Consider the following 20573-nt stretch of genomic DNA (forward strand, 5'->3'; position numbering starts at 1 on the left):
GAAGGTGCGGGGCCCGTGTCAGCTACGCGTGCGCGACGCGGTCACCGGGTGAGCGGGAGGCTCAGACGGCGGCCGGGTCCTCCTCGACGAGGAGGTTGCGGGTGCGGTTCGGGTCGAGCGGAATGCCGGGGCCGATCGTGGTGCTGATCGCGGCCTTCTTGATGTAACGACCCTTGGCGGCCGACGGCTTCAGACGAAGGATCTCGTCGAGCGCGGCGCCGTAGTTCTCCACCAGCTGGGTCTCGTCGAACGAGGTCTTGCCGATGATGAAGTGCAGGTTCGAGTGCTTGTCGACGCGGAACTCGATCTTGCCGCCCTTGATCTCGGTCACGGCCTTGGCCACGTCCGGGGTCACGGTGCCGGTCTTCGGGTTCGGCATCAGACCACGCGGGCCGAGGACTCGGCCGAGGCGGCCGACCTTGCCCATGAGGTCCGGGGTGGCGACGACGGCGTCGAAGTCCAGACGGCCCTTCGAAACCTCGTCGATGAGCTCGTCGGAGCCGACGATGTCGGCGCCCGCGGCGAGTGCGGCCTCGGCACGGTCACCGGTCGCGAAGACCAGGACCCGGGCGGTCTTACCGGTGCCGTGCGGGAGGTTCACGGTGCCACGGACCATCTGGTCGGCCTTGCGCGGGTCGACACCCAGACGGAAGGCGACCTCGACGGTGCCGTCGAACTTCGAGGTGGAGGTCTCCTTGGCGAGACGGACGGCCTCGAGCGGGGCGTAGAACTTCTCCCGGTCGACCTTGGCGTCCGCAGCGCGGAGAGACTTGCTGCGCTTGCTCACTGCTTCTCCTGATGTGTTCTGAGGAGTCGTGGTGCGGACCGAGCAGGCCCTGCCACGTGCGGCCGAGGCCGCATGATTCCTACGAAGGTGGGTGTCAGCCCTCGACCGTGATGCCCATGGAGCGGGCGGTGCCGGCGATGATCTTCGACGCGGCGTCCAGGTCGTTGGCGTTCAGGTCGGGGAGCTTGGTCGTGGCGATCTCACGGACCTGCGCCTGGGTGATCTTGGCGACCTTGGTCTTGTGCGGCTCGCCGGAGCCCTTCTCGACACCCGCGGCCTTGAGGATCATCTTGGCGGCCGGCGGAGTCTTGGTGATGAAGGTGAAGGAGCGGTCCTCGTAGACCGTGATCTCCACCGGGATCACCCAGCCACGCTGCGACTCGGTCGCCGCGTTGTAGGCCTTGCAGAACTCCATGATGTTGACGCCGTGCTGGCCCAGCGCGGGGCCCACCGGCGGAGCCGGGTTGGCGGCGCCGGCCTGGATCTGGAGCTTGATAAGCCCCGTGACCTTCTTCTTCTTGGGAGGCATTCCGGGTCCTCTTTCGTTTTCGCCTACCTACGTCCGAGACAGGCCCGGACGGCTGCCTCCAAGCGGGCCAAGGACTCCGACTCGGATGGAGGCATACCGCACAACGATAACGGGTATCCTCGCGCGGCCAAAAACCGAGCAGGTCAGACCGGCTACGAGAGCCCGTCTGACCTGTTCGGAAGACGTACGTCCAGAAGGTGTCAGTTCTTCTGGATCTGGTCGAAGGAGAGCTCGACCGGAGTCTCGCGGCCGAAGATCTCGACAAGGCCCTTGACCTTCTTCGAGTCGGCGTTGATCTCGTTGATGGTCGCCTGGAGCGTGGCGAACGGGCCGTCGGTGACGGTGACCGAGTCGCCGACCTCGAAGTCGAGCACCTGGACTTCGAGCTTGCGGGCCGGAGCCGGCCTGCCCTCGGCCTCGGCGGCCTCACGGGCGGCCTTCTCCTCGGCCTCCGGGGCGAGCATCTTGACGATCTCGTCCAGGGTCAGCGGGTACGGGTCGTAGGCGTTGCCCACGAAGCCGGTGACGCCGGGGGTGTTGCGGACGACGCCCCAGGACTCGTTCGTCAGGTCCATGCGCACCAGCACGTAGCCGGGAAGCTTGTTCTGCCGGACGGTCTTGCGCTCGCCGTTCTTGATCTGCGCGACCTCTTCCTGCGGCACCTCGGCCTGGAAGATGAAGTCCTCCACGTTCAGCGAGACGGCACGCTGTTCGAGGTTGGTCTTCACGCGGTTCTCGTAACCGGCGTACGTGTGGATGACGTACCACTCGCCGGGGAGCGCGCGCAGTTCGTCGCGCAGCGCGGTGACGGGGTCGACGGGCTCGGCCTCTTCTTCTGCCTCCGCGTCGGCTTCCGCGTCCTCGACCGCGAGGGCCTCGTCCGGAACGTCCTGGTCGGCGAGGTCCTCACCGGACTCGTCCTCGACGTGCAGGGCCGCCTCTTCGGCGGGCTCGCCCGCGGCGGCGTCGGCAGCCTCGACCTCGTCAGAGTTCTCGGTGTCAGCGGTGTCCGCGCCCTCCACGATGTCGAGCTCGTCCTCAGCGGACTCGACCGACTCGATGGCGTCGTTCAGGTTCGGGTCAGACACGGTGGCTGCTTCTTCCTGGATACATGGGGGTGGAACACGCGAAAGGGGCGCCGGTCCCGGCGCCCTTCGCGTTTGGCTCAGCCAAATACGTATTTGGCGGCGTGGTCGAGTCCGTAGTCAATCAGAGTCACCAGGGCGATCATGATGACCACGAAGACAATGACCACTGAGGTGTACGTCGTCAGCTGGTTGCGCGTCGGCCATACGACCTTGCGGAGTTCAGCGACGATCTGGCGGTAGAAAGTGGCGAGGCGCCGCAGAGGGCCCTTCTTGCCACGCTTGCCGCCCTTGCGAGCCTTCTTGTTGGACTCCGGTGCCTCGGCATCAGGCATGTCGATGGAGCCCACGGCGTCCGTCACTCGTCCTCACCTGATTCCGGGTCGTGGCCGTGCCGCGCCCGGCCAGGCCGCACGGCGGTGCATTGCAGTACGTACTTGCACACACATCCTGGCGAAGGATTGTGTAGCAGGGCCGGAGGGACTTGAACCCCCAACCGCTGGTTTTGGAGACCAGTGCTCTACCAATTGAGCTACGACCCTTTGATTTCCCCCCAACGTACCGCATCCGCCCGGGTGCTCGGTGTGCACCGGGTGAGTGCGGCCGGTGAAGGCCAACGAGGAGAGAGTGTACGTGCTCCTGAGCCGGTCGTCGAACAGAAAGTGTCCGTACGGGCTTTGGTCCCGGAAGATCGTCCAGCCCACCGCCCGGATCCGGACGGTTGTTCAGTCCTTGTTCAGTACGTGAAACCCGCGTGCCGGGGAGGTTTCGGGTCTGAAACGATGGGGGGCATGAGCGCTGCAACCCCTCCCACCGAGCGCCGGGTCTCCGCCCGAGTCGGCGCGATCTCCGAGTCCGCCACTCTCGCCGTGGACGCCAAGGCCAAGGCCCTCAAGGCCGCGGGGCGGCCGGTGATCGGCTTCGGCGCCGGTGAACCGGACTTCCCCACCCCGGACTACATCGTCCAGGCCGCCATCGAGGCCTGCTCGAACCCGAAGTACCACCGCTACACCCCGGCCGGCGGCCTGCCCGAGCTGAAGGCCGCGATCGCCGCGAAGACCCTGCGCGACTCCGGCTACGAGGTGGAGGCCGCGCAGGTCCTGGTCACCAACGGCGGCAAGCAGGCCATCTACGAGGCCTTCGCCGCGATCCTCGACCCGGGCGACGAGGTCATCGTCCCGGCTCCGTACTGGACGACCTACCCGGAGTCGATCCGTCTCGCCGGCGGTGTCCCGGTGGACGTCGTCGCCGACGAGACCACCGGCTACCGCGTCTCGGTCGAGCAGCTGGAGGCCGCCCGCTCCGAGAACACCAAGGTGCTGCTCTTCGTCTCCCCCTCCAACCCGACGGGCGCGGTCTACACCCGCGAGCAGATCGAGGAGATCGGCCGCTGGGCCGCCGACAAGGGCCTGTGGGTCCTGACCGACGAGATCTACGAGCACCTGGTCTACGGCGACGCGGAGTTCCACTCCCTGCCCGTCGTGGTGCCCGAGCTGCGCGACAAGTGCATCGTCGTGAACGGCGTCGCCAAGACGTACGCCATGACCGGCTGGCGGGTCGGCTGGGTGATCGGCCCCAAGGACGTCGTCAAGGCCGCGACCAACCTCCAGTCGCACGCCACGTCCAACGTCTCCAACGTCGCGCAGGTCGCCGCGCTCGCCGCCGTCTCGGGCGACCTGACGGCCGTCGAGAAGATGCGGGAGGCCTTCGACCGCCGCCGCAAGACCATCGTGCGCATGCTGAACGAGATCGACGGCGTGCTGTGCCCCGAGCCGGAGGGCGCCTTCTACGCGTACCCCTCGGTGAAGGCGCTGCTCGGCAAGGAGATCCGCGGCAGGCGCCCCCAGGACACGGTCGAGCTGGCAGCGCTCATCCTGGAGGAGGCCGAGGTCGCGGTGGTACCGGGCGAGGCCTTCGGCACCCCGGGGTATCTGCGTCTGTCGTACGCGCTGGGTGACGACGACCTCGTCGAGGGCGTCTCGCGTCTCCAGAAGCTGCTGGCGGAGGCCACGGGCTGACGTTTCCGTAACTCCACGCGCGCGGGGCACCTGCTTTTCGGAGCGGGTGCCCCGTTTCTTCGTTAGGGATTCTGTTCGGACAAGCCCACGATCAGGGAAAGCGCTACCGGCACGTCATCCACGTGCGGCAAGATCCTGGGATGGAGCGCGTACGTGATGTGAGTGAACTGCCGAAAGCCCATCTGCACCTGCACTTCACCGGGTCGATGCGGTCCACGACCCTGCTGGAGCTGGCCGACAAGTACGGCGTGCGGCTGCCCGACGCCCTGACCAGCGGTGAACCGCCGAAGCTGCGGGCGACCGACGAGCGCGGATGGTTCCGCTTCCAGCGGCTGTACGACGCCGCGCGGTCGTGCCTGAGAGAGCCCGAGGACATCCGGCGGCTGGTGCGCGAGGCCGCCGAGGAGGACGTGAAGGACGGCTCCGGGTGGCTGGAGATCCAGGTCGACCCGACGTCGTACGCGCCCCGGCTGGGCGGCCTGATCCCGGCCCTGGAGGTCATCCTGGACGCGGTGGACTCGGCCGCGCGGGAGACCGGGCTCGGAATGCGGGTCCTGGTGGCCGCGAACCGGATGAAGCACCCGCTGGACGCCCGTACGCTGGCCCGCCTGGCCGTGCGGTACGCGGACCGGGGGATCGTCGGATTCGGGCTCTCCAACGACGAACGGCGGGGCATGGCCCGGGACTTCGACCGGGCCTTCGAGATCGCGCGTGAGGGCGGTCTGCTGGCCGCGCCGCACGGCGGCGAACTGACGGGGCCGGCCTCGGTCCGCGACTGCCTGGACGACCTGCACGCCTCCCGGATCGGCCACGGGGTGCGCGCCGCCGAGGACCCCCGGCTCATGAAGCGCCTCGCGGACCGCCAGGTGACCTGCGAGGTGTGCCCGGCCTCGAACGTCGCCCTGGGGGTGTACGAGAAGCCGGAGGACGTCCCCCTGCGCAAGCTCTTCGAAGCCGGGGTCCCCATGGCGCTCGGCGCCGACGACCCCCTGCTCTTCGGATCCCGCCTCGCGGCGCAGTACGAGATCGCCCGCCAGTACCACGGGTTCACCGATCCCGAACTGGCCGAGCTGGCCCGTCAGTCGATCCGGGCCTCCGCCGCTCCCGACTCCGAGCGCGACAAGCTCCTGGCAGGAGTCGACGAGTGGCTCAGCAGCCCGCCCGCCTGACCGGCCCGAGGGGCGGACCCGCCGCTCAGTAGGGGCCCTGGGCGACGGAGATGCCGCCGCAGGAGCGTGCGGGCGAGCGACGGGGCGAAGGTGTCCAGGGGCGGCGGCTTGCCGTCCTCGGTCATGTCGTAGGCGAACGCCCGCTGGGCGCAGGCGCCGAGGAGCAGGGAAGCGGCCGCGGAGGTGTCCGCGCCGAGGTGGACGCGCCCTGCCCGCTGTTCCGCGCGCAGATAGGCGGTGAGCCCCCGGATGGGCATGTGCGGCCCCGCGCCCATCGCACGCATCGCCTCCTCGTGGCGCCGCTTGAGCTGCGTCTCCGCGTACAGGGAGGCGAGGATCGGGAAGATCTGCTCGTAGAAGAGGGCCGCCTGGCGGGCGATCTCCGTGAGGTTCTCCTCGACGGTGTGCTTCCCCGGCTCGGCGGTGAGCCTGCCCAGGAGGGGGCCGAGCGTCGGGAGCCGTTCCTCCAGGACGCGGATGAACAGTTCCTCCTTGCTCGAGAAGTACTTGTAGAGCGCCGCTTCGGAGCACTCAGCCGCCTTGGCGATCTCCTTGGTGGTGGTCCGGGCGAGGCCGACGGTGAGCATGAGCTCGTGCGCGGCGTCGAGGAGCTCCTCCACAACAGCCCACACCAGGGAGCACGCCATGAAGCTCACCGTTTTCGGTGCCACAGGGGGCATCGGACAGGAGATCGTCCGGCAGGCGCTGAACTCCGGCCACCAGGTCACGGCCGTCGTACGGGATCCCGCGCGGCTCACCGTCACGGGCGCGAGCCTGGAGGTGGTCCGCGCCGACCTCACCGATCCGCGGCCCCTGCGCCCGGCCGTCGCGGGCAGGGACGCGGTCCTCTCCGGGCTGGGCGCCCGCGGCCGCAAGGACGCCGGGGTCGCGGCCCGGCTGACCCGAGTGGTACTGGCCGCCATGGAGGCGGAGTCGGTACGGCGGCTCCTGGTGGTGAGCGCGGCCCCGGTCGGTCCCGACGCCGAGGGCGCCGCGCTCGTCGACCGCGCCATGCGCACCGCACCATGATCTCGGGCCTCCTGAAGAGCGTCTACGCCGATCTGCGGGAGATGGAGGCCGAGTTGGGCCGCAGCGCCACCGACTGGACGGCCGTACGCCCGCCGCGCCTCCAGGACAAGCCGCTGACCGGTTCGTACCGGACGGTGGCCGGGGGCTTCCCGCTGGGCGGCAGGTTCGTCGGACGCGCCGACGTGGCCCACGCGATGCTGGCGATGACCGACGACCCGGGAACGGTGAAACAGGGGGTGGGAGTCGCCTACTAGAGCCGTGCGAGAGGGCTCGTCCTAGAGCTGGACCCCGACCGTCACCGGCTCGTTGACCAGGGTGATCCCGAAGGCGTCACGTACTCCGTCGACGACCTCGCGGGCCAGCGCGAGGAGGTCCTCGGTGGTGGCCCCGCCGCGGTTGGTGAGGGCCAGCGTGTGCTTGCCTGAGATCCGCGCGGGGCCGCTTCCGTAGCCCTTGGTGAAGCCCGACTTGTCGATCAGCCAGGCAGCGGAGGTCTTGGTGTGACCGTCGCCCGCGGGGTAGGCGGGCGGCACGGTCCCGGCGCCGAGCCGCTCCTCCACGCGCGCGTGGAAGTCGGCGAACTCCTCGTCCGTGAGAATCGGGTTGGTGAAGAACGACCCGGCCGACCAGGTGTCGTGGTCCTCGGGATCGAGCACCATTCCCTTGCCCGAGCGCAGCTTCAGGACGGTCTCCCGGGCCTCCGCGAGCGGTACACGGTCGCCGGGCTCCACGCCCAGCGCGCGAGCCGTCTCGGCGTACCTGAGAGGCGCGCTGAGACCCTTGGCGTCCTCCAGCTCGAAGCGGACGCGGAGGACGACATGGCGCTCCGGGTCGGCTTTGAAGCGGCTGTGCCGGTAGGAGAAGGCGCACTCGGCGTTCGTCAGCGTGACCGTCTCGCGCGTTTCCCGGTCGTACGCGACCACTTCGGTGATGGTCGACGACACTTCCTGGCCGTACGCGCCCACGTTCTGGATCGGTGTCGCGCCCGCGGAACCGGGGACACCGGCGAGGCACTCGATCCCGGCGAGTCCCGCCTCGACGGTGCGGGCCACCGCGTCGGTCCACACCTCGCCCGCCGCCAGCTCCAGCCTCCCGCCGTCGAGCTCGAAGCCGCGCGTGGCGACGCGCAGCGCGGTCCCGGCGAAGCCCTTGTCACCGATGACCAGGTTGGACCCGCCGCCGATCACCAGGAGCGGCGTACCGGCGTCGTCGGCCTCGCGAACGGCGGCGATCACCTCGGCGTCGGTCGTGGCGGTGATCAGCCGGGTGGCCGGCCCCCCGAGCCTGAAGGTGGTCAGCGGGGCGAGCGGGGCGTCATGGAGTACCTGCACGGGCTCAACACTACGAGAAGGAACGGGGGAGCCCGGCCCGCGGGACACGGCGAGGGCCCCGCCGGTCGGACGGGGCCCTCGCCGTGCGCTCTTCAGAGGGTTCAGGAGGCTCAGGGGTTCAGGAGGTTCAGGGGTTCACGGGGTCCGGTGGTCGTCAGCGGACTCAGGGGCTCAGGAGTCGTCAGTGGGCGACGGCGTCGAGTGCGGGTGAGGGGGCGGAGGCCGCGACCGGGGTTCCGGTCACCGGCCGTCGGCGGGGCAGCAGGGCCGCGGCCACCGCGCCCACGCCGACCACCGCGGCGCCCACCCACAGTGCGGGCGAGATGCCGTCCACGAAGCGCTGCGCGGACTCGTAGCCGCCCCGGGCCGAGAAGACCGAGGCCAGGACTGCGATACCGAGGGCGCCGCCGACCTCGCGGAGGGCGTTGTTGGCACCGGAGGCGATGCCCTGTTCGGACGGGCGGACGCTGGACATGACCAGGGCGGCGGCCGGGGCGAAGTAGAGGCCCATGCCGATGCCGCTGAAGATCAGGGCGGGCAGCTGGGCCGCGTACGACACGTCCGGCGAGACGATCAAGGCGAACCAGCCGAGTCCGACGGCCTGGAGCGCGAGACCCGCGGTGACGACCGGCCGTCCGCCGATCCGGTCCGACAGATACCCGGCGATGGGGGCGACGATCATCGGCATGCCGGTCCACGGCAGCATCCGCAGGCCCGCCTCGGTCGGCGAGTAGCCGATGACACCCTGGAGGAACTGGCTCAGCAGGAAGATCGAGCCGAACATCCCGACGAACATCAGCAGGCTGGCCGCGTTGATCGCGGCGAAGGCGCGGCTGCGGAAGAGCCGCATGGGCAGCATCGGGTTCTTGCCGCGTATGCCGTGCAGGACGAAGCCGGCGAGCAGCGCGCCGCCCCCGATCAGGCCGGTCAGCACGGGAGCGCTGGTCCAGCCGTCGACGTTGCCGCGGATCAGGGCGTACACGATCCCGAAGAGACCACCGCTGGCGAGTACGGTGCCGGCGAGGTCGAGCGGTGCGCCGGTGCCGTAGGACTCGCGAAGGCGCAGCCGGGCGAGCGGCAGCAGGGCGAGGCCCAGCGGAACGTTCAGCCAGAAGATCCAGTGCCAGGACACGTGTTCGGTGAGGCTGCCGCCGATGAGCGGTCCGGAGGCGACCGCGAGGCCGTTGACGGCGCCCCAGATCCCGTACGCCATCCCGCGCTTGGCGGCCGGGACCGCGGTCGTCAGCAGGGTCAGCGTCAGCGGCATCATGATCGCCGCGCCGACGCCCTGGACCGCTCGGGCCGCGATGAGCGAGTCGATCCCGGGCGCCATGGCCGCGGCGGCGGACGCGCCGGTGAAGATGGTGAGCCCGACGAGGAAGAGCCGCCGCCGGCCGAAGCGGTCGCCCAGGGCCGCGCCGAACATCAGCAGCACGGCGAAGGTGAGCGTGTACGCGCTCACGGTCCATTCCAGGTCGTCCAGCGCTCCCCCGAGGTCGTCACGGATGGAGGGCAGGGCGGTGGTGACGACGAGATTGTCGAGGGCCGCCATGAATCCGGCGACGCTGGTGATGACGAGGGCCCAGACGGCTCCCCCGCGACGTTCGGTCTGCTGTGACATCACTCCCCCAAAGGGTGATCACTATCGACGGTTGGCACTGATGATTAGTTATTGATGACTAACTTTTGAGGACATGAAGAGGCGCCGAGCCGTTCCCCTTCCCTCAGGCGCTTGTTCCTCTCCGAAGATTCGAGAGAGGTCGCCCTCTTCAGTCGGCGCCGGGGCCGGTTTCGTGCGCGCCGGTCCCATCGGGGTGCTTTTCGAGCCGCCCCTTCGTCCGGGCCGACGGATAGAGCCCTTCCCAGACCCGGTGCTGCGGCGGAAACCCCATGGCCACCAGGCAGTTGATGAGCATTCCGTACGCCATGAAGGTCGTGGTCTCGTTCGGGTCGGCCCCGAGCGGCAGGTGGGCGGTGTCCCAGAGCCGCATCCAGCGGTCCCGCACCAGCTCACCGAGTTCGTGGTCGCCGGCTTCCTCCGCCGCGGCCACCGCCACGTAGGTCTGCATCTGCATGAGCAGCCGCTCGGGCTCATCCGCGATGACCTTGGTGTACGCGTTGGCCATGGAGTGCAGGGCCTCTTCACCCTCCAGCCCTTCGGAGGCGTCCTCGAACGTCTGACGGAAGAGCTCCATACAGCGCTCGGCCGCCGCGAGGAAGATCGCCTTCTTGCCCGGGAAGAGCCGGAAGAGGTACGGCTGCGAGACACCCACACGCTTGGCGATCGCCTCGGTGGAGGTACCGCTGTAGCCGCCGCGGGCGAACTCGCTCATCGCCGCGCGAATGACGCTCTCGCGCCTCTCCTCTGCGCTCATCCTGACCATGCAAGAAAGTTAGTACTCAATCACTACCTACGTCAACACCCGGGCACACGTAAGGGGCGCCCGCCGTAGCGGACGCCCCTTACCTGCTTCGTCCACGTCGTCGCCGCCGCCCCTCAGGACAGGCGTACGACCGCTCGTGACATGCCCAGGACCTTCTGGCCCGCGCTGGTCGCGGTGAGGTCGACGCGGACGGTGTTGTCGTCGAGCTTGGCACCGATCTTCGCGCTGACCTCGACGGTCGCACCCTTGTCGTCGTTCGGGACGATGACGGGCTTGGTGAAGCGGACGCCGTACTCGACGACCGCGCCCGGGTCACCGGCCCAGTCGGTGACGACGCGGATCGCCTCGGCCATGGTGAACATGCCGTGCGCGATGACGTCGGGGAGGCCGACCTCGACCGCGAACTTCTCGTTCCAGTGGATCGGGTTGAAGTCCCCGGACGCGCCCGCGTACTTCACGAGCGTGGCGCGGGTCACGGGAAAGGACTGGGCCGGCAGCTCGGTGCCGACCTCGACGTCGTCGTACGCGATCTTCGCGGTCATGATCAGCCCTCCGCCCGCGCCACGAGCTTGGTGATGGACGTCACCACGTGCTCGCCCGCTTCGTCGTGGACCTCGCCGCGGATGTCCAGGATGTCGTTGCCCGCCATGGACTTGATCGCCTCGATGGTCGAGGTGACCGTGAGCCGGTCGCCCGCGCGCACCGGGCGGTTGTAGGCGAACTTCTGGTCGCCGTGCACCACGCGGCTGTAGTCGAGCCCCAGCTGGGGGTCCTCGATGACCTGCCCCGCGGCCTTGAAGCTGATCGCGAAGACGAAGGTCGGCGGGGCGATCACGTCGGGGTACCCGAGCGCCTTGGCGGCTTCCGGGTCCGTGTACACCGGGTTGGTGTCCCCCACGGCCTCCGCGAACTCGCGGATCTTCTCCCGCCCGACCTCATAGGGGTCGGTGGGCGGGTAGGACCGCCCCACGAAGGACTGGTCGAGCGCCATGGGCCCGGCACCTCCTGGCTTTGGCCGACGAACGAACGCCGGTGGAACTGACGCTGGTGGAACTGACGCTGGCGGAACGAAGTCTGGTGCGACGAGATCTGGTGCAACGAGATCTCGTGCAACGACGCGAGGCCGCCCCCCGCGAAGGGGACGGCCTCGTGTACGAGCCTGAAACTTATCGCGTTTCGCGGTGCGCGGTGTGCGCGTTGCAACGCGGGCAGTGCTTCTTCATCTCCAGTCGGTCCGGGTCGTTACGCCGGTTCTTCTTGGTGATGTAGTTCCGCTCCTTGCACTCCACGCAGGCCAGCGTGATCTTCGGGCGGACGTCGGTGGCAGCCACAGGAGTGCTCCTTGACGAACGGATAGGACGATTAACACAATGAACGCATAGAAGAGTAGCCGACCGAAGGACCGACCCCACAATCGGCTACTGTCAGTAGCGGTGACCGGACTTGAACCGGTGACACAGCGATTATGAGCCGCTTGCTCTACCGACTGAGCTACACCGCTGAGATGCGATCGGTTCCCGCCTAGCGACGGGAACCTCCCACACCAGAGCCCCAATACGGAATCGAACCGTAGACCTTCTCCTTACCATGGAGACGCTCTACCGACTGAGCTATTGGGGCGAGCGATGAAGACATTACACGGTCGGCCGCCGATCGCCCAAATCCGTTTCGCGGCAACCGCCCCGGCCTGTTCCCCACCGGTTCGCGGCCGTTCCTGCGGCTCTCTCACGCACCACTAACCACACCTGTGATTCCGGTCGTCCGGCTGTCCGGGGCCACGCCGTTCGGCTGCCCGGTCCACTCCGTCCGGCCGTCCGGTCCACGTCATCCAGCCGTCCGGTCCACGTCAAATAGCCGCCTCGGCCCGTGACCCGATCGTCTGGTCCGGACCCCGGCCCGGCTGATCTCCGCGGCCTCGCGGCCAGTGCCGTCAGCCCTTTTCCCGCTGCCGTCTCCCTGCGGACCACACCGGTACGACTATTGCGCTCATCCCCGATGAGGGCAGGTCGCCGTCCTAGGCTCGGCACACTGTGTGATCTTGCGTCACTCACTCTCCGCAGTCGCCCACCCCGCAGCCGCCCCCGAGCCTCAGGAGCGCGATGCCCGACAGTCCTGTGCCCGGCAGTCAGCCGCAGCCGCCCCACTCCTCGTCCTCCGCGTCGGGACAGACCGACCCGGCCGCCCTCCTGCTGAGCGGGGCACGGCTCACCGACGGCCGGACCGTGGACGTACGGCTGGGCGGCGGACGTATCGAGGCGGTCGGCACCGCCGGAAGCCTCAGCGCACACGCCGCACGCGTGGACCTGAGCGGCTACCTCCTCCTGCCGGCCCCGGCCGAACCGCACGCACACGGCGACACGGCCCTGACCGCCGAAACCGACGGCCCCCTCTCCCAGGACGCCGAGGAGATCCAACGCCGCGCCACCGAGGCCGCGCTGCTGCAACTCGGGCACGGGGCGACGGCTCAGCGGTCACACGTGCGCGTCGGCGACGTACAGGGACTCGACGCGCTGGCCGCCGTACTCCAGGCACGGCGGTCGCTGCGCGGGCTGGCCGAGTTGACCACGGTGGCGATGCCCCGGCTGCTGACCGGGATCGCCGGGGCGGACGGGCTCGCGATGCTGCGGGACGCGGTGAAGATGGGGGCCTCCGTGGTGGGCGGATGCCCGGACACCGACCCCGATCCGACCGGATACGTGGAAGCGGTCCTGGAGTTGGCCTCCGAGCACGGCTGCCCGGTCGACCTGCACACGGACGCCACCGACCCCGCCCGTCTCGGCCGGCTCGCGGCGATGGCGGGCGGACTGCGCTCCACGGTCACGCTCGGCCCGTGCGCCGGACTCGGCCGGCTGCCCGCCGAGGTCGCCTCCCGGGCGGTCGACCAACTCGCCGCGGCCGGCGTCACCGTCGTCTGCCTGCCGCAGGGCGGATGCGGGGCCGTGGAGCGGCGCGGAACCGCTCCGGTACGACTGTTGCGGGCGGCCGGGGTCCAGGTCGCGGCAGGCAGTGGCGCCCTGCGCGACGTGGCGAATCCGGTGGGCCGCGGCGATCCGCTGGAAGCCGCCTACCTGCTGGCCTCGCGGCACGGCCTGCGGCCCGAGGAGGCGTACGACGCCGTGAGTTCCGACGCCCGCGCCGTCCTCGGGCTGCCCGAGGTGCGCGTGGAGGCGGGTTTCCCGGCCGAGTTGCTCGCCGTACGAGGGGACCGGCTCGCGGGGGCACTGTCCCTGGCGTACAGCCGCATCGTGGTGCACCGGGGGCGTGTGGTGGCGCGGACCAGCGCGGTGCGGGAGTACTGCAACTCCGCGGCGGCGGGGCTGGATCTGCCTCGGCAGGGGCGGGGGTAGTAGGCATACCGGCGGGCGGGGCGCCGTGTGCGGGGTCACCGAGTTTTTGTGAGGGCACGCGCGCGTGGGGAGGCAGGTGCCTGCCGTCCCACGCGCGCGGGGTTGGTGCCTAAGTGCTTACCGACCGTTGCGCTCCCCGTCCCCCTGGGGCTCGCCGTCGGGGTACCCGATGCCACCGGTGGAACCGGCGTGACCGGTGCTCAGAACGCGCCGCCGCCCAGCAGAGCGCCGGCGAACGGGCTGCTGCCGCCGAGCATCTCGTCCGCGGGGATCTCCGTGGCACCCGACGGCGCGCTGACGTCACCGGCGTCGGTGAACTTCAGGACCAGCGGCAGCTTGGTGCCCTTCGCGGCTTCGGTGAGGGGCGCGAGGTCGACCTGGACCTGCTTCAGGTCGCCGTTCTTCAGCGTGAAGTCGACCGCGACCTTCTTGTTCGGTGCGTCCTTCAGGTCCTTGGCGGTGGGAAGTTCGGCGCCCGCCGGAAGTTCGCTCTCCAACGGCCCGAGCTTGTCGATGATGGCGGTGATCAGGTCACGGAAGTGGGCCTGGGCGAGGACGTGTTCGGTTCCGTCACCGCCGTCCTTCGTGCTGAACGTGACGTTGCGGGCGATGACACCGCGTACGGCATCGAGGATCTTCTTCTGGGTCTTGGCGTCGACACCCTCACCCGCGCCACCGGAGGACGAGCCGGACTCCTGGGCCCCCTCCAGGGCACTGTTGTCGATCTTGACCCACTTGCCCTCGAAGATCTTCCTGAACTCCTTCGCGCTCTCCGGGATCTCGTCGAGCGTGGGCATCGGCATACCCATGGTTTCGCCCAGGGCCGCCATGTCGACCCGGTAGTACGTGAAGTCGCCGACCACCCGGAGTTCGACCAGGACGCCTTCGGGGCCCTCGACCGTGGCGCTCGTACCGACAAGGTCCTTCTCGCCCGAATCCGCCAGCGCCTTCTTGGACTTGACCGAGACCTCGACGCGCAGCCCGGCCAGGAACTTCGCGAACTCCGGCGGCATCTCCTCGTCGGTGCCGGCCTTGCCCGCCATCGCCTCGAGCGTGGCGGCGTCGGCGTCCAGGTCCAACTCGAAGGCGAGCGACTTCTGTTCGCCGAGCCGGTCGACGGCCTCGTCGACCTTCTGGCCCGCGGTGAGATTCTGAACCGTGCCACAGGCGGCCGCCGTGGCGAGCAGGACGGCGGTGCAGCCGGCGGCTATGACGGTCTTGCGTATGGCGATGATGGCGTTCTCCTTATGATGCCGCGCGTCTGACACGACATCCCCCTCGTTCCCGCGTTCACAGTGATCACCCATGTGACCCGTGAGTCGCCCCCAGGGTTGTGCGGCAAACGCGTCCATCCGGGCGTACGGTCGAAACCATGCGCATTGTTATCGCTGGAGGTCATGGTCAGATCGCGCTGCGGCTTGAGCGGCTGCTCGCCGCGCGCGGTGACGAGGTCGCGGGGATCATCCGCCGCGCCGAACAGAGCGACGATCTACGGGCGGCCGGCGCCGAGCCGGTCGTGTGCGATCTGGAGTCCGCGTCGCCGGAAGAGGTCGCCGCCCATCTGCGAGGTGCGGACGTGGCGGTCTTCGCCGCGGGCGCGGGGCCGGGCAGCGGCGCGGACCGCAAGGGCACGGTGGACCGAGGCGCCGCCGTCCTCTTCGCGGACGCGGCGGAACGCGCCGGCGTGCGCCGTCACATCGTCGTCTCCTCGATGGGCGCGGACCCCGCGCACCCGGGGGACGAGATCTTCGACGTCTACCTGCGCGCCAAAGGCGAGGCCGACGAGTACGTACGCGGCCGCGAGGCCCTGGACTGGACGATCCTGCGCCCCGGCAGCCTGATCGACGACGCCGGCACCGGCCTCGTACGCCTGGAAGCCTCCACCGGCCGCGGACCGATCCCGCGCGACGACGTCGCCGCGACTCTGGCCGAACTGGTGGACACCCCGGCGACGGCCGGCCTGACCCTGGAACTCGTCAGCGGTTCGACCCCGATCTCGGTGGCGGTCAAGTCGGTGGCGGGGAACTAGCGGGGCGGCGGCGTAGGGGCGAGTGGGAGCCGTAGACCCGAACACGGCTCAGAACAGGGCGAGTGGGAGCCGAAGACCCGAACTCCGCTCAGAACAACGACATCTGCCCGGGGAAGTCCGGCACGGCGTACCCGTCCAGCGCCGGCTGGGCCGCCCCGATCTGCGCCTGCCTGCGCGACCCCGGGCACGAGACCAGTTCGCCGCTCCCCCGCGCACCCGGTGGATCATGCCGAGCGAACCGCCCCGCGACAACGGCGATCTCCCGGCGGCACTCAGGGCAGTTCCTACGACGCGAAGACATGCCATCAGTGTGCCCGCCACTCACCGGCCCGACCCTCAGCCACAACCTCGTGCCCTCCGCCGTCAGCCCACACGACAAAGGCCCCGTGACCTGCGTAGAGGGCAGGTCACGGGGCCTTTGTTTCCCATGTGGCGGCGCGTGGATTCGAACCACGGAAGGCTAAGCCGGCAGATTTACAGTCTGCTCCCTTTGGCCGCTCGGGCACACCGCCAGGGTTTGCTGCCTTGAGAACCGGTTTTGGCGGTGCTCTGTGGCAACGACGTAAACGATACCTGATGACCGGGGGTGCTTCGCCACCTGATTGATCGGCCCCGCGCGGGGGCGGGTGGCTAGGCTTATGCGGATGCGGCCGGGGACCACGCCGGGCTCGACGGCCGCCCCGACACACCCCGATACAAGGAGCCACAGGACATGGCCGACTCCAGTTTCGACATCGTCTCGAAGGTCGAGCGGCAGGAGGTCGACAACGCCCTCAACCAGGCCGCCAAGGAGATCTCGCAGCGCTACGACTTCAAGAACGTGGGCGCCTCCATCACCTGGTCCGGCGAGAAGATCCTCATGGAGGCGAACTCCGAGGAGCGGGTCAAAGCCATCCTCGACGTGTTCGAGACCAAGCTGATCAAGCGTGGGATCTCGCTGAAGTCGCTGGACGCCGGTGAGCCGCAGCTCTCCGGCAAGGAGTACAAGATCTTCGCGTCGATCGAGGAGGGCATCTCCCAGGACAACGCGAAGAAGGTGGCGAAGATCATTCGTGACGAGGGCCCCAAGGGCGTGAAGGCTCAGGTGCAGGGCGAGGAGCTGCGCGTCAGCTCCAAGAGCCGCGACGACCTTCAGGCCATTCAGGCACTGCTCAAGGGCAAGGACTTCGACTTCGCCCTGCAGTTCGTGAACTACCGGTAGCCCCGGTAGACCACAAAGGGTGGGCACCCGGAGTCCCAGGGTGCTCACCCTCCTCGCGTGCCGGCGCGGTTCAGGCGTACGCGCTCAGCGGCGCGAGTCGCCGAACAGGATCCGGTAGAGGATGAGCAGGACGAGCGCGCCGCCTATCGCGGCGGCCCAGGTGGCACCGTCGTAGAACTGCTTACTGATCGGGTGGTCCAGCCAGCGGGCGGAGATCCAGCCGCCTATGAAGGCGCCCGCCACACCGATGACGGTCGTCCCGACGAAGCCGCCCGGGTCGCGGCCCGGCAGCAGGAATTTGGCGATGGCTCCGGCCAACAGCCCCAGAATGATCCAGCTGATGATGCCCATGCCCTGAACCTGCCTCTCCGTACTGTGCTCGCGCTGTGTTCCTGCTCCGGGCAGGCTGTGCTCATGCCTTGCCCGGTGATCTTTTGACGCTTCGTGTACTCAGGACGCTCGGTCTGCCGCGGCGGTTCGCGGGCCCGGCCGCGAAGCAAGCCCGTGCGCGCTCCCCCGGCTACGAAGCCCTCGGTGCCGCCGTACGTATGCGAAAGTCGGGCCAAGGGGCCATCCCCATGTCCTCGTTGCACTCCTCGTACCAACCGGTGCCGTCGAGCCAGGCGCGCAGCCAGGTCGCCAGGTCGGGCGCGTCCACGTACCAGGCTTGGTCGGCCTCCTCCGCGTTCGGCTCGAAGAGGAGGACCGTGCCGTCGGGGTCCTGGCAGTCCACGCACGCGTACATTCCGCAGCCCCAGTGGGATATGGGCAGGACGCCCTCGGGCCAGGGCCAGTCGGGGTCCTTGCGGCCGCTCTTCCTGTTGGCCAGGTACTGCGGGACGACGGCCGGTTCGCCGGAGGGAGGGCCGTCGAGCAGGGGCAACAGACCGTAATCCGGGCCGAATCCGCCGTCCCCTATGCGCAGGTAGAGCGCGACGAGCAGTGCGGGCAGCGGGAAGCCGAGGACGGCTTCGGCGCGGGCCACCGTGGCCGTGTCCACGGGCTCCGGGAGCGAAGGCCAGCCCCACGGGCGGGTGTTGCGGGCGCCTTCCGCCACCTTCTCCAGCAACTGCTCGATTTCGGTCATGGATTCATCATGCAGCGCGGCACCGACAATCGGGCAGCCTGTGGATAACCACGGCGCCGGGCGCCGCCGAGCAACGCGGGCCACGGTCAGGCGAGATGGACGTCGACATGCCTTTCGGCGAAGAAGGCGAGCAGTTCCTCGAAGGTCACCGGGCGGTGGCCGGTGTGCGGGGTCACGCCGAGGCAGGCGCGGGCGACCTCCGCGTCGTGCCAGAGGAGAGTGAAGGGCGCCTTCGCGCCCCAGCGTCCGCGGAGGCAGTCGTCGAGGGCGCCGAGGGCCCAGCCGAAGTATCCGCCGGGCCCGTTCACCGCTTCGCCGATCGCGCAGAAGAAGCCTCGCTCATCGGTGATGTGGCGGCCGTCGAGGTGGTAGGTGGTGCCGGGCGGTCTGTCGGGCTCGCCGTACGCGCGGTTCGCCAGGGCCGTCCGGAGCCAGAACTCGCGGCCTTCGGAACCGCACCGCGCCCAGAGGTTGGGCTCGGCCGGGCGGCCGTCCCACCACAGGTCCCAGACCTCGGGCGCCGCGGTGGGCGGCCGTTCCGACCAGGGTTCGAATGTCAGGTCGATCAGGCCTCGGCCACGCGCCGAGGGGATCCACGCGGTGAGCTCGCCCTCGACGGCCGGCTGTACGGCGCGGCCGTGCGCGTCTAGGCGCAGCAGCTTGGCGTGCCCCAGGTCCTCGTCTCCGGCGTCCAGCGCCGCGCGCAGTGCTCCGCCGGCAGCGCAGCCGAGCAGCCGCACCGAAGGCTCCGGTGGTTCGGCCGGTTCGAGCTGTACGTGTGCCAGGTCGTGACAGGTGCCCCAGGGGCGGCGGTCCGCGCCGAACAGCCGGTAGCCCGGCGAGAGAGGTGGGCACTGGGGGTAGTCGGACGCGTTGTCGGCCGATTCCGACGCCTCCACGGTGAGGTCGCGGAGCGAGAGGTCACGCGCGCACGGGCGGTCGCCGATGACACGGGCGTCTTCCAGCTCCCACTCGACGACGCAGTCGCCCCTGTTGTCCAGGATCTCCAGGGTGAGAGGGCCCAGCGGCGCCGAGCCCTCGGCACGCGCGCGCGTGAGGGCGGTCCTCAGCTCGCCCTCCGGAGCGGAGCCGAGCAGTTCGTACGTCCCTCGCGTGGGACGGGGTGGATCGCTGAAGAGTCCCTCGGCCTCCGCGCACGACGCCCAGGTCTCCTCGTACCCGTCCTCGCCGTCGAACTCGGCTGCGGTGTCGTAGGAGAGCAGTAGGTACTTCGGCGGCTCCACCCCCCGGCCCGACCGCTAACGCGTCGCGAACGGCTGGTCGGTGCGCACGATCTCGCGGCCCAGGGGGAGCAGCGACACGGGGATGAGCTTGAAGTTGGCGATGCCGAACGGGATGCCGATGATCGTGAGGCAGAGGGCGAGGCCGGTGACGATGTGGGCGAGGGCGAGCCACCAGCCGGCGAGAACCAGCCACAGGACGTTGCCGACGCAGGACGGGGCGCCCGCGTCACGGCGCTCCACCGTCGTGTAGCCGAAGGGCCACAGTGCGTAGACGCCGATACGGAACGCGGCGAGGCCGAACGGGATGCCGATGATCGTGATGCACAGCAGCAGGCCCGCGAGCATGTATCCGAGGAACAGCCAGAAGCCGCTCAGGATGAGCCAGATGACGTTCAGGATTGTCTTCACTGGGGGCGACCTGCCATCTTTTCGAGCCGGGCGATGCGCTCCGCCATGGGCGGGTGGGTGGAGAACATCTTCGACATTCCCTTTCCGGGGCGGAAGGGGTTCGCGATCATCATGTGGCTTGCGGTCTCGATGCGCGGCTCGGGGGGCAACGGCAGCTGCTTGGTGCCCGCGTCGAGCTTGCGCAGGGCACTGGCGAGGGCGAGCGGGTCGCCGGTGAGCTGGGCGCCGGACGCGTCCGCCTCGTACTCCCTGGAGCGGCTGATGGCGAGCTGGATGACGGACGCGGCGAGCGGGCCCAGGATCATGATCATCAGCATGCCCAGGATGCCGGGGCCGTCATCGTCGTTCGAGCGGCCGATCGGGATCAGCCAGGCGAAGTTGACCAGGAACATGATCACGGAGGCGAGGGCGCCGGCGACCGACGAGATCAGGATGTCGCGGTTGTAGACGTGGCTGAGTTCGTGGCCGATGACACCGCGCAGTTCCCGCTCGTCGAGGATGCGCAGGATGCCTTCGGTGCAGCACACCGCCGCGTTGCGCGGGTTGCGGCCCGTCGCGAAGGCGTTCGGCGCCTCCGTCGGGGAGATGTACAGGCGCGGCATGGGCTGGCGTGCCTGGGTGGAGAGCTCGCGGACCATGCGGTAGAGCGCCGGGGCCTCGAACTCGCTCACCGGGCGTGCGCGCATCGCGCGTAGAGCCAGTTTGTCGCTGTTCCAGTACGCGTACGCGTTCGTGCCGATCGCGATGACGAGCGCGATGACGAGGCCGGTGCGCCCGAAGAAGCTGCCGATGACGATGATGAGTGCGGACAGTCCCCCGAGGAGTACGGCGGTCCTGAGCCCGTTGTGCCGGCGGTGCACGGTACGCCCTCCAAATGGTGCGGCGGGGGAACCCTTTGCCTACTGCTGCTCTGCTTCCACTTCCA

General features: G+C 69.3%; 22 protein-coding genes, 4 tRNA genes and 2 pseudogenes. 6 read left to right on the top strand and 22 right to left on the bottom strand.

Going from position 1 to position 20573, the window contains the following annotated elements:
- Positions 1–61 precede the first annotated feature (61 nt).
- The 5 genes from rplA to ACIP79_RS40390 form a co-directional block, all read right to left on the bottom strand.
- Entirely contained in the window at positions 62–787 is a 726-nt protein-coding gene (gene rplA / locus ACIP79_RS40370) for a 50S ribosomal protein L1 (protein ID WP_383678778.1), read from the bottom strand.
- A 94-nt stretch (positions 788–881) separates the two neighbouring features.
- A complete protein-coding gene (gene rplK, locus ACIP79_RS40375; protein ID WP_010986329.1) occupies positions 882–1316 on the bottom strand; it encodes a 50S ribosomal protein L11 in 435 nt (144 codons plus the stop codon).
- Positions 1317–1516: 200 nt separating this feature from the next.
- Positions 1517–2404 (bottom strand): transcription termination/antitermination protein NusG, encoded by an 888-nt coding sequence (nusG, locus tag ACIP79_RS40380; RefSeq protein WP_401232424.1) that lies wholly within the window; start codon positions 2402–2404, stop codon positions 1517–1519.
- A 77-nt stretch (positions 2405–2481) separates the two neighbouring features.
- Positions 2482–2763, bottom strand: coding sequence for a preprotein translocase subunit SecE (secE, locus tag ACIP79_RS40385; protein WP_383678782.1), 282 nt, complete (start codon positions 2761–2763; stop codon positions 2482–2484).
- A 107-nt stretch (positions 2764–2870) separates the two neighbouring features.
- Positions 2871–2943: transfer RNA gene (locus ACIP79_RS40390), tRNA-Trp, on the bottom strand.
- Positions 2944–3192: 249 nt separating this feature from the next.
- Here ACIP79_RS40390 and ACIP79_RS40395 point away from each other — a divergent pair.
- Both ACIP79_RS40395 and ACIP79_RS40400 read left to right on the top strand, forming a co-directional pair.
- Positions 3193–4419: a pyridoxal phosphate-dependent aminotransferase gene (locus ACIP79_RS40395; protein ID WP_401232428.1), complete on the top strand. Its 1227-nt coding sequence runs from the start codon at positions 3193–3195 to the stop codon at positions 4417–4419.
- 140 nt (positions 4420–4559) lie between these two features.
- Positions 4560–5588, top strand: a complete 1029-nt coding sequence (locus ACIP79_RS40400; RefSeq protein WP_401232431.1) for an adenosine deaminase — start codon at positions 4560–4562, stop codon at positions 5586–5588.
- Positions 5589–5613: 25 nt separating this feature from the next.
- On the opposite strand, the pseudogene ACIP79_RS40405 reads toward ACIP79_RS40400, so the two are convergent.
- Positions 5614–6235 (bottom strand): annotated as a pseudogene (locus ACIP79_RS40405) (TetR/AcrR family transcriptional regulator).
- On the opposite strand from ACIP79_RS40405, the pseudogene ACIP79_RS40410 reads away from it, so the two are divergent.
- Positions 6234–6871, top strand: a pseudogene (locus tag ACIP79_RS40410) (NAD(P)-dependent oxidoreductase). The pseudogenes ACIP79_RS40405 and ACIP79_RS40410 overlap by 2 nt on opposite strands.
- Positions 6872–6892: 21 nt before the next feature.
- Here the strand turns inward: ACIP79_RS40410 and ACIP79_RS40415 are convergent.
- The 8 genes from ACIP79_RS40415 to ACIP79_RS40450 all read right to left on the bottom strand — a co-directional run bounded on the left by ACIP79_RS40415 (position 6893) and on the right by ACIP79_RS40450 (position 11952).
- Positions 6893–7948 carry a UDP-N-acetylmuramate dehydrogenase gene (locus tag ACIP79_RS40415; protein WP_401232434.1) on the bottom strand — a complete coding sequence of 352 codons (1056 nt, stop codon included), beginning with the start codon at positions 7946–7948 and terminating at the stop codon, positions 6893–6895.
- 181 nt (positions 7949–8129) lie between these two features.
- Positions 8130–9569: a DHA2 family efflux MFS transporter permease subunit gene (locus ACIP79_RS40420; RefSeq protein WP_401232436.1), complete on the bottom strand. Its 1440-nt coding sequence runs from the start codon at positions 9567–9569 to the stop codon at positions 8130–8132.
- A gap of 148 nt (positions 9570–9717) precedes the next feature.
- A complete protein-coding gene (locus tag ACIP79_RS40425) occupies positions 9718–10332 on the bottom strand; it encodes a TetR/AcrR family transcriptional regulator (protein ID WP_401232439.1) in 615 nt (204 codons plus the stop codon).
- A 113-nt stretch (positions 10333–10445) separates the two neighbouring features.
- A complete protein-coding gene (locus ACIP79_RS40430; RefSeq protein ID WP_383678796.1) occupies positions 10446–10874 on the bottom strand; it encodes a MaoC family dehydratase in 429 nt (142 codons plus the stop codon).
- A gap of 2 nt (positions 10875–10876) precedes the next feature.
- Positions 10877–11323, bottom strand: a complete 447-nt coding sequence (locus tag ACIP79_RS40435; protein ID WP_383678798.1) for a MaoC family dehydratase N-terminal domain-containing protein — start codon at positions 11321–11323, stop codon at positions 10877–10879.
- Between the two features lie 175 nt (positions 11324–11498).
- Positions 11499–11663, bottom strand: a complete 165-nt coding sequence (gene rpmG, locus ACIP79_RS40440) for a 50S ribosomal protein L33 (RefSeq protein WP_004571794.1) — start codon at positions 11661–11663, stop codon at positions 11499–11501.
- Positions 11664–11760: 97 nt separating this feature from the next.
- Positions 11761–11833 (bottom strand) — tRNA-Met (locus ACIP79_RS40445).
- Positions 11834–11879: 46 nt separating this feature from the next.
- Positions 11880–11952 (bottom strand) — tRNA-Thr (locus ACIP79_RS40450).
- 494 nt (positions 11953–12446) lie between these two features.
- On the opposite strand from ACIP79_RS40450, the gene ACIP79_RS40455 reads away from it, so the two are divergent.
- Positions 12447–13679, top strand: coding sequence for an amidohydrolase family protein (locus tag ACIP79_RS40455; protein ID WP_401232551.1), 1233 nt, complete (start codon positions 12447–12449; stop codon positions 13677–13679).
- Positions 13680–13879: 200 nt separating this feature from the next.
- On the opposite strand, the gene ACIP79_RS40460 is transcribed toward ACIP79_RS40455, so the two are convergent.
- Positions 13880–14947, bottom strand: coding sequence for a hypothetical protein (locus ACIP79_RS40460; RefSeq protein ID WP_401232443.1), 1068 nt, complete (start codon positions 14945–14947; stop codon positions 13880–13882).
- Positions 14948–15051: 104 nt separating this feature from the next.
- Between ACIP79_RS40460 and ACIP79_RS40465 the strand changes: the two genes are divergently transcribed.
- Entirely contained in the window at positions 15052–15708 is a 657-nt protein-coding gene (locus ACIP79_RS40465) for an SDR family oxidoreductase (RefSeq protein WP_383684484.1), read from the top strand.
- A gap of 88 nt (positions 15709–15796) precedes the next feature.
- On the opposite strand, the gene ACIP79_RS40470 is transcribed toward ACIP79_RS40465, so the two are convergent.
- Positions 15797–16009, bottom strand: a complete 213-nt coding sequence (locus ACIP79_RS40470) for a hypothetical protein (protein ID WP_401232447.1) — start codon at positions 16007–16009, stop codon at positions 15797–15799.
- Positions 16010–16138: 129 nt separating this feature from the next.
- Positions 16139–16220, bottom strand: a tRNA-Tyr gene (locus ACIP79_RS40475).
- Between the two features lie 200 nt (positions 16221–16420).
- Here ACIP79_RS40475 and ACIP79_RS40480 point away from each other — a divergent pair.
- The gene (locus ACIP79_RS40480) at positions 16421–16909 is read left to right on the top strand and encodes a YajQ family cyclic di-GMP-binding protein (RefSeq protein ID WP_401232449.1); all 489 of its coding nucleotides are present in this window, start codon (positions 16421–16423) and stop codon (positions 16907–16909) included.
- An 84-nt stretch (positions 16910–16993) separates the two neighbouring features.
- Here ACIP79_RS40480 and ACIP79_RS40485 read toward each other — a convergent pair whose 3' ends face one another.
- From ACIP79_RS40485 to htpX, 5 genes are all read right to left on the bottom strand, one after another.
- The gene (locus ACIP79_RS40485; protein WP_383684489.1) at positions 16994–17260 is read right to left on the bottom strand and encodes a GlsB/YeaQ/YmgE family stress response membrane protein; all 267 of its coding nucleotides are present in this window, start codon (positions 17258–17260) and stop codon (positions 16994–16996) included.
- Positions 17261–17429: 169 nt separating this feature from the next.
- Positions 17430–17996, bottom strand: a complete 567-nt coding sequence (locus ACIP79_RS40490; protein ID WP_401232452.1) for an SMI1/KNR4 family protein — start codon at positions 17994–17996, stop codon at positions 17430–17432.
- Positions 17997–18082: 86 nt separating this feature from the next.
- Positions 18083–19240, bottom strand: a complete 1158-nt coding sequence (locus tag ACIP79_RS40495; protein ID WP_401232455.1) for a barstar family protein — start codon at positions 19238–19240, stop codon at positions 18083–18085.
- 15 nt (positions 19241–19255) lie between these two features.
- On the bottom strand, positions 19256–19648 hold the full coding sequence (locus ACIP79_RS40500; RefSeq protein ID WP_401232457.1) for a YccF domain-containing protein: 393 nt from the start codon (positions 19646–19648) through the stop codon (positions 19256–19258).
- Positions 19645–20508, bottom strand: coding sequence for a zinc metalloprotease HtpX (gene htpX, locus ACIP79_RS40505; protein ID WP_383684495.1), 864 nt, complete (start codon positions 20506–20508; stop codon positions 19645–19647). Before htpX ends, ACIP79_RS40500 begins: the two co-directional genes overlap by 4 nt.
- Positions 20509–20573 lie beyond the last annotated feature (65 nt).

This window comes from Streptomyces sp. NPDC088747 (genome assembly GCF_044751025.1).
Classification (GTDB): domain Bacteria; phylum Actinomycetota; class Actinomycetes; order Streptomycetales; family Streptomycetaceae; genus Streptomyces.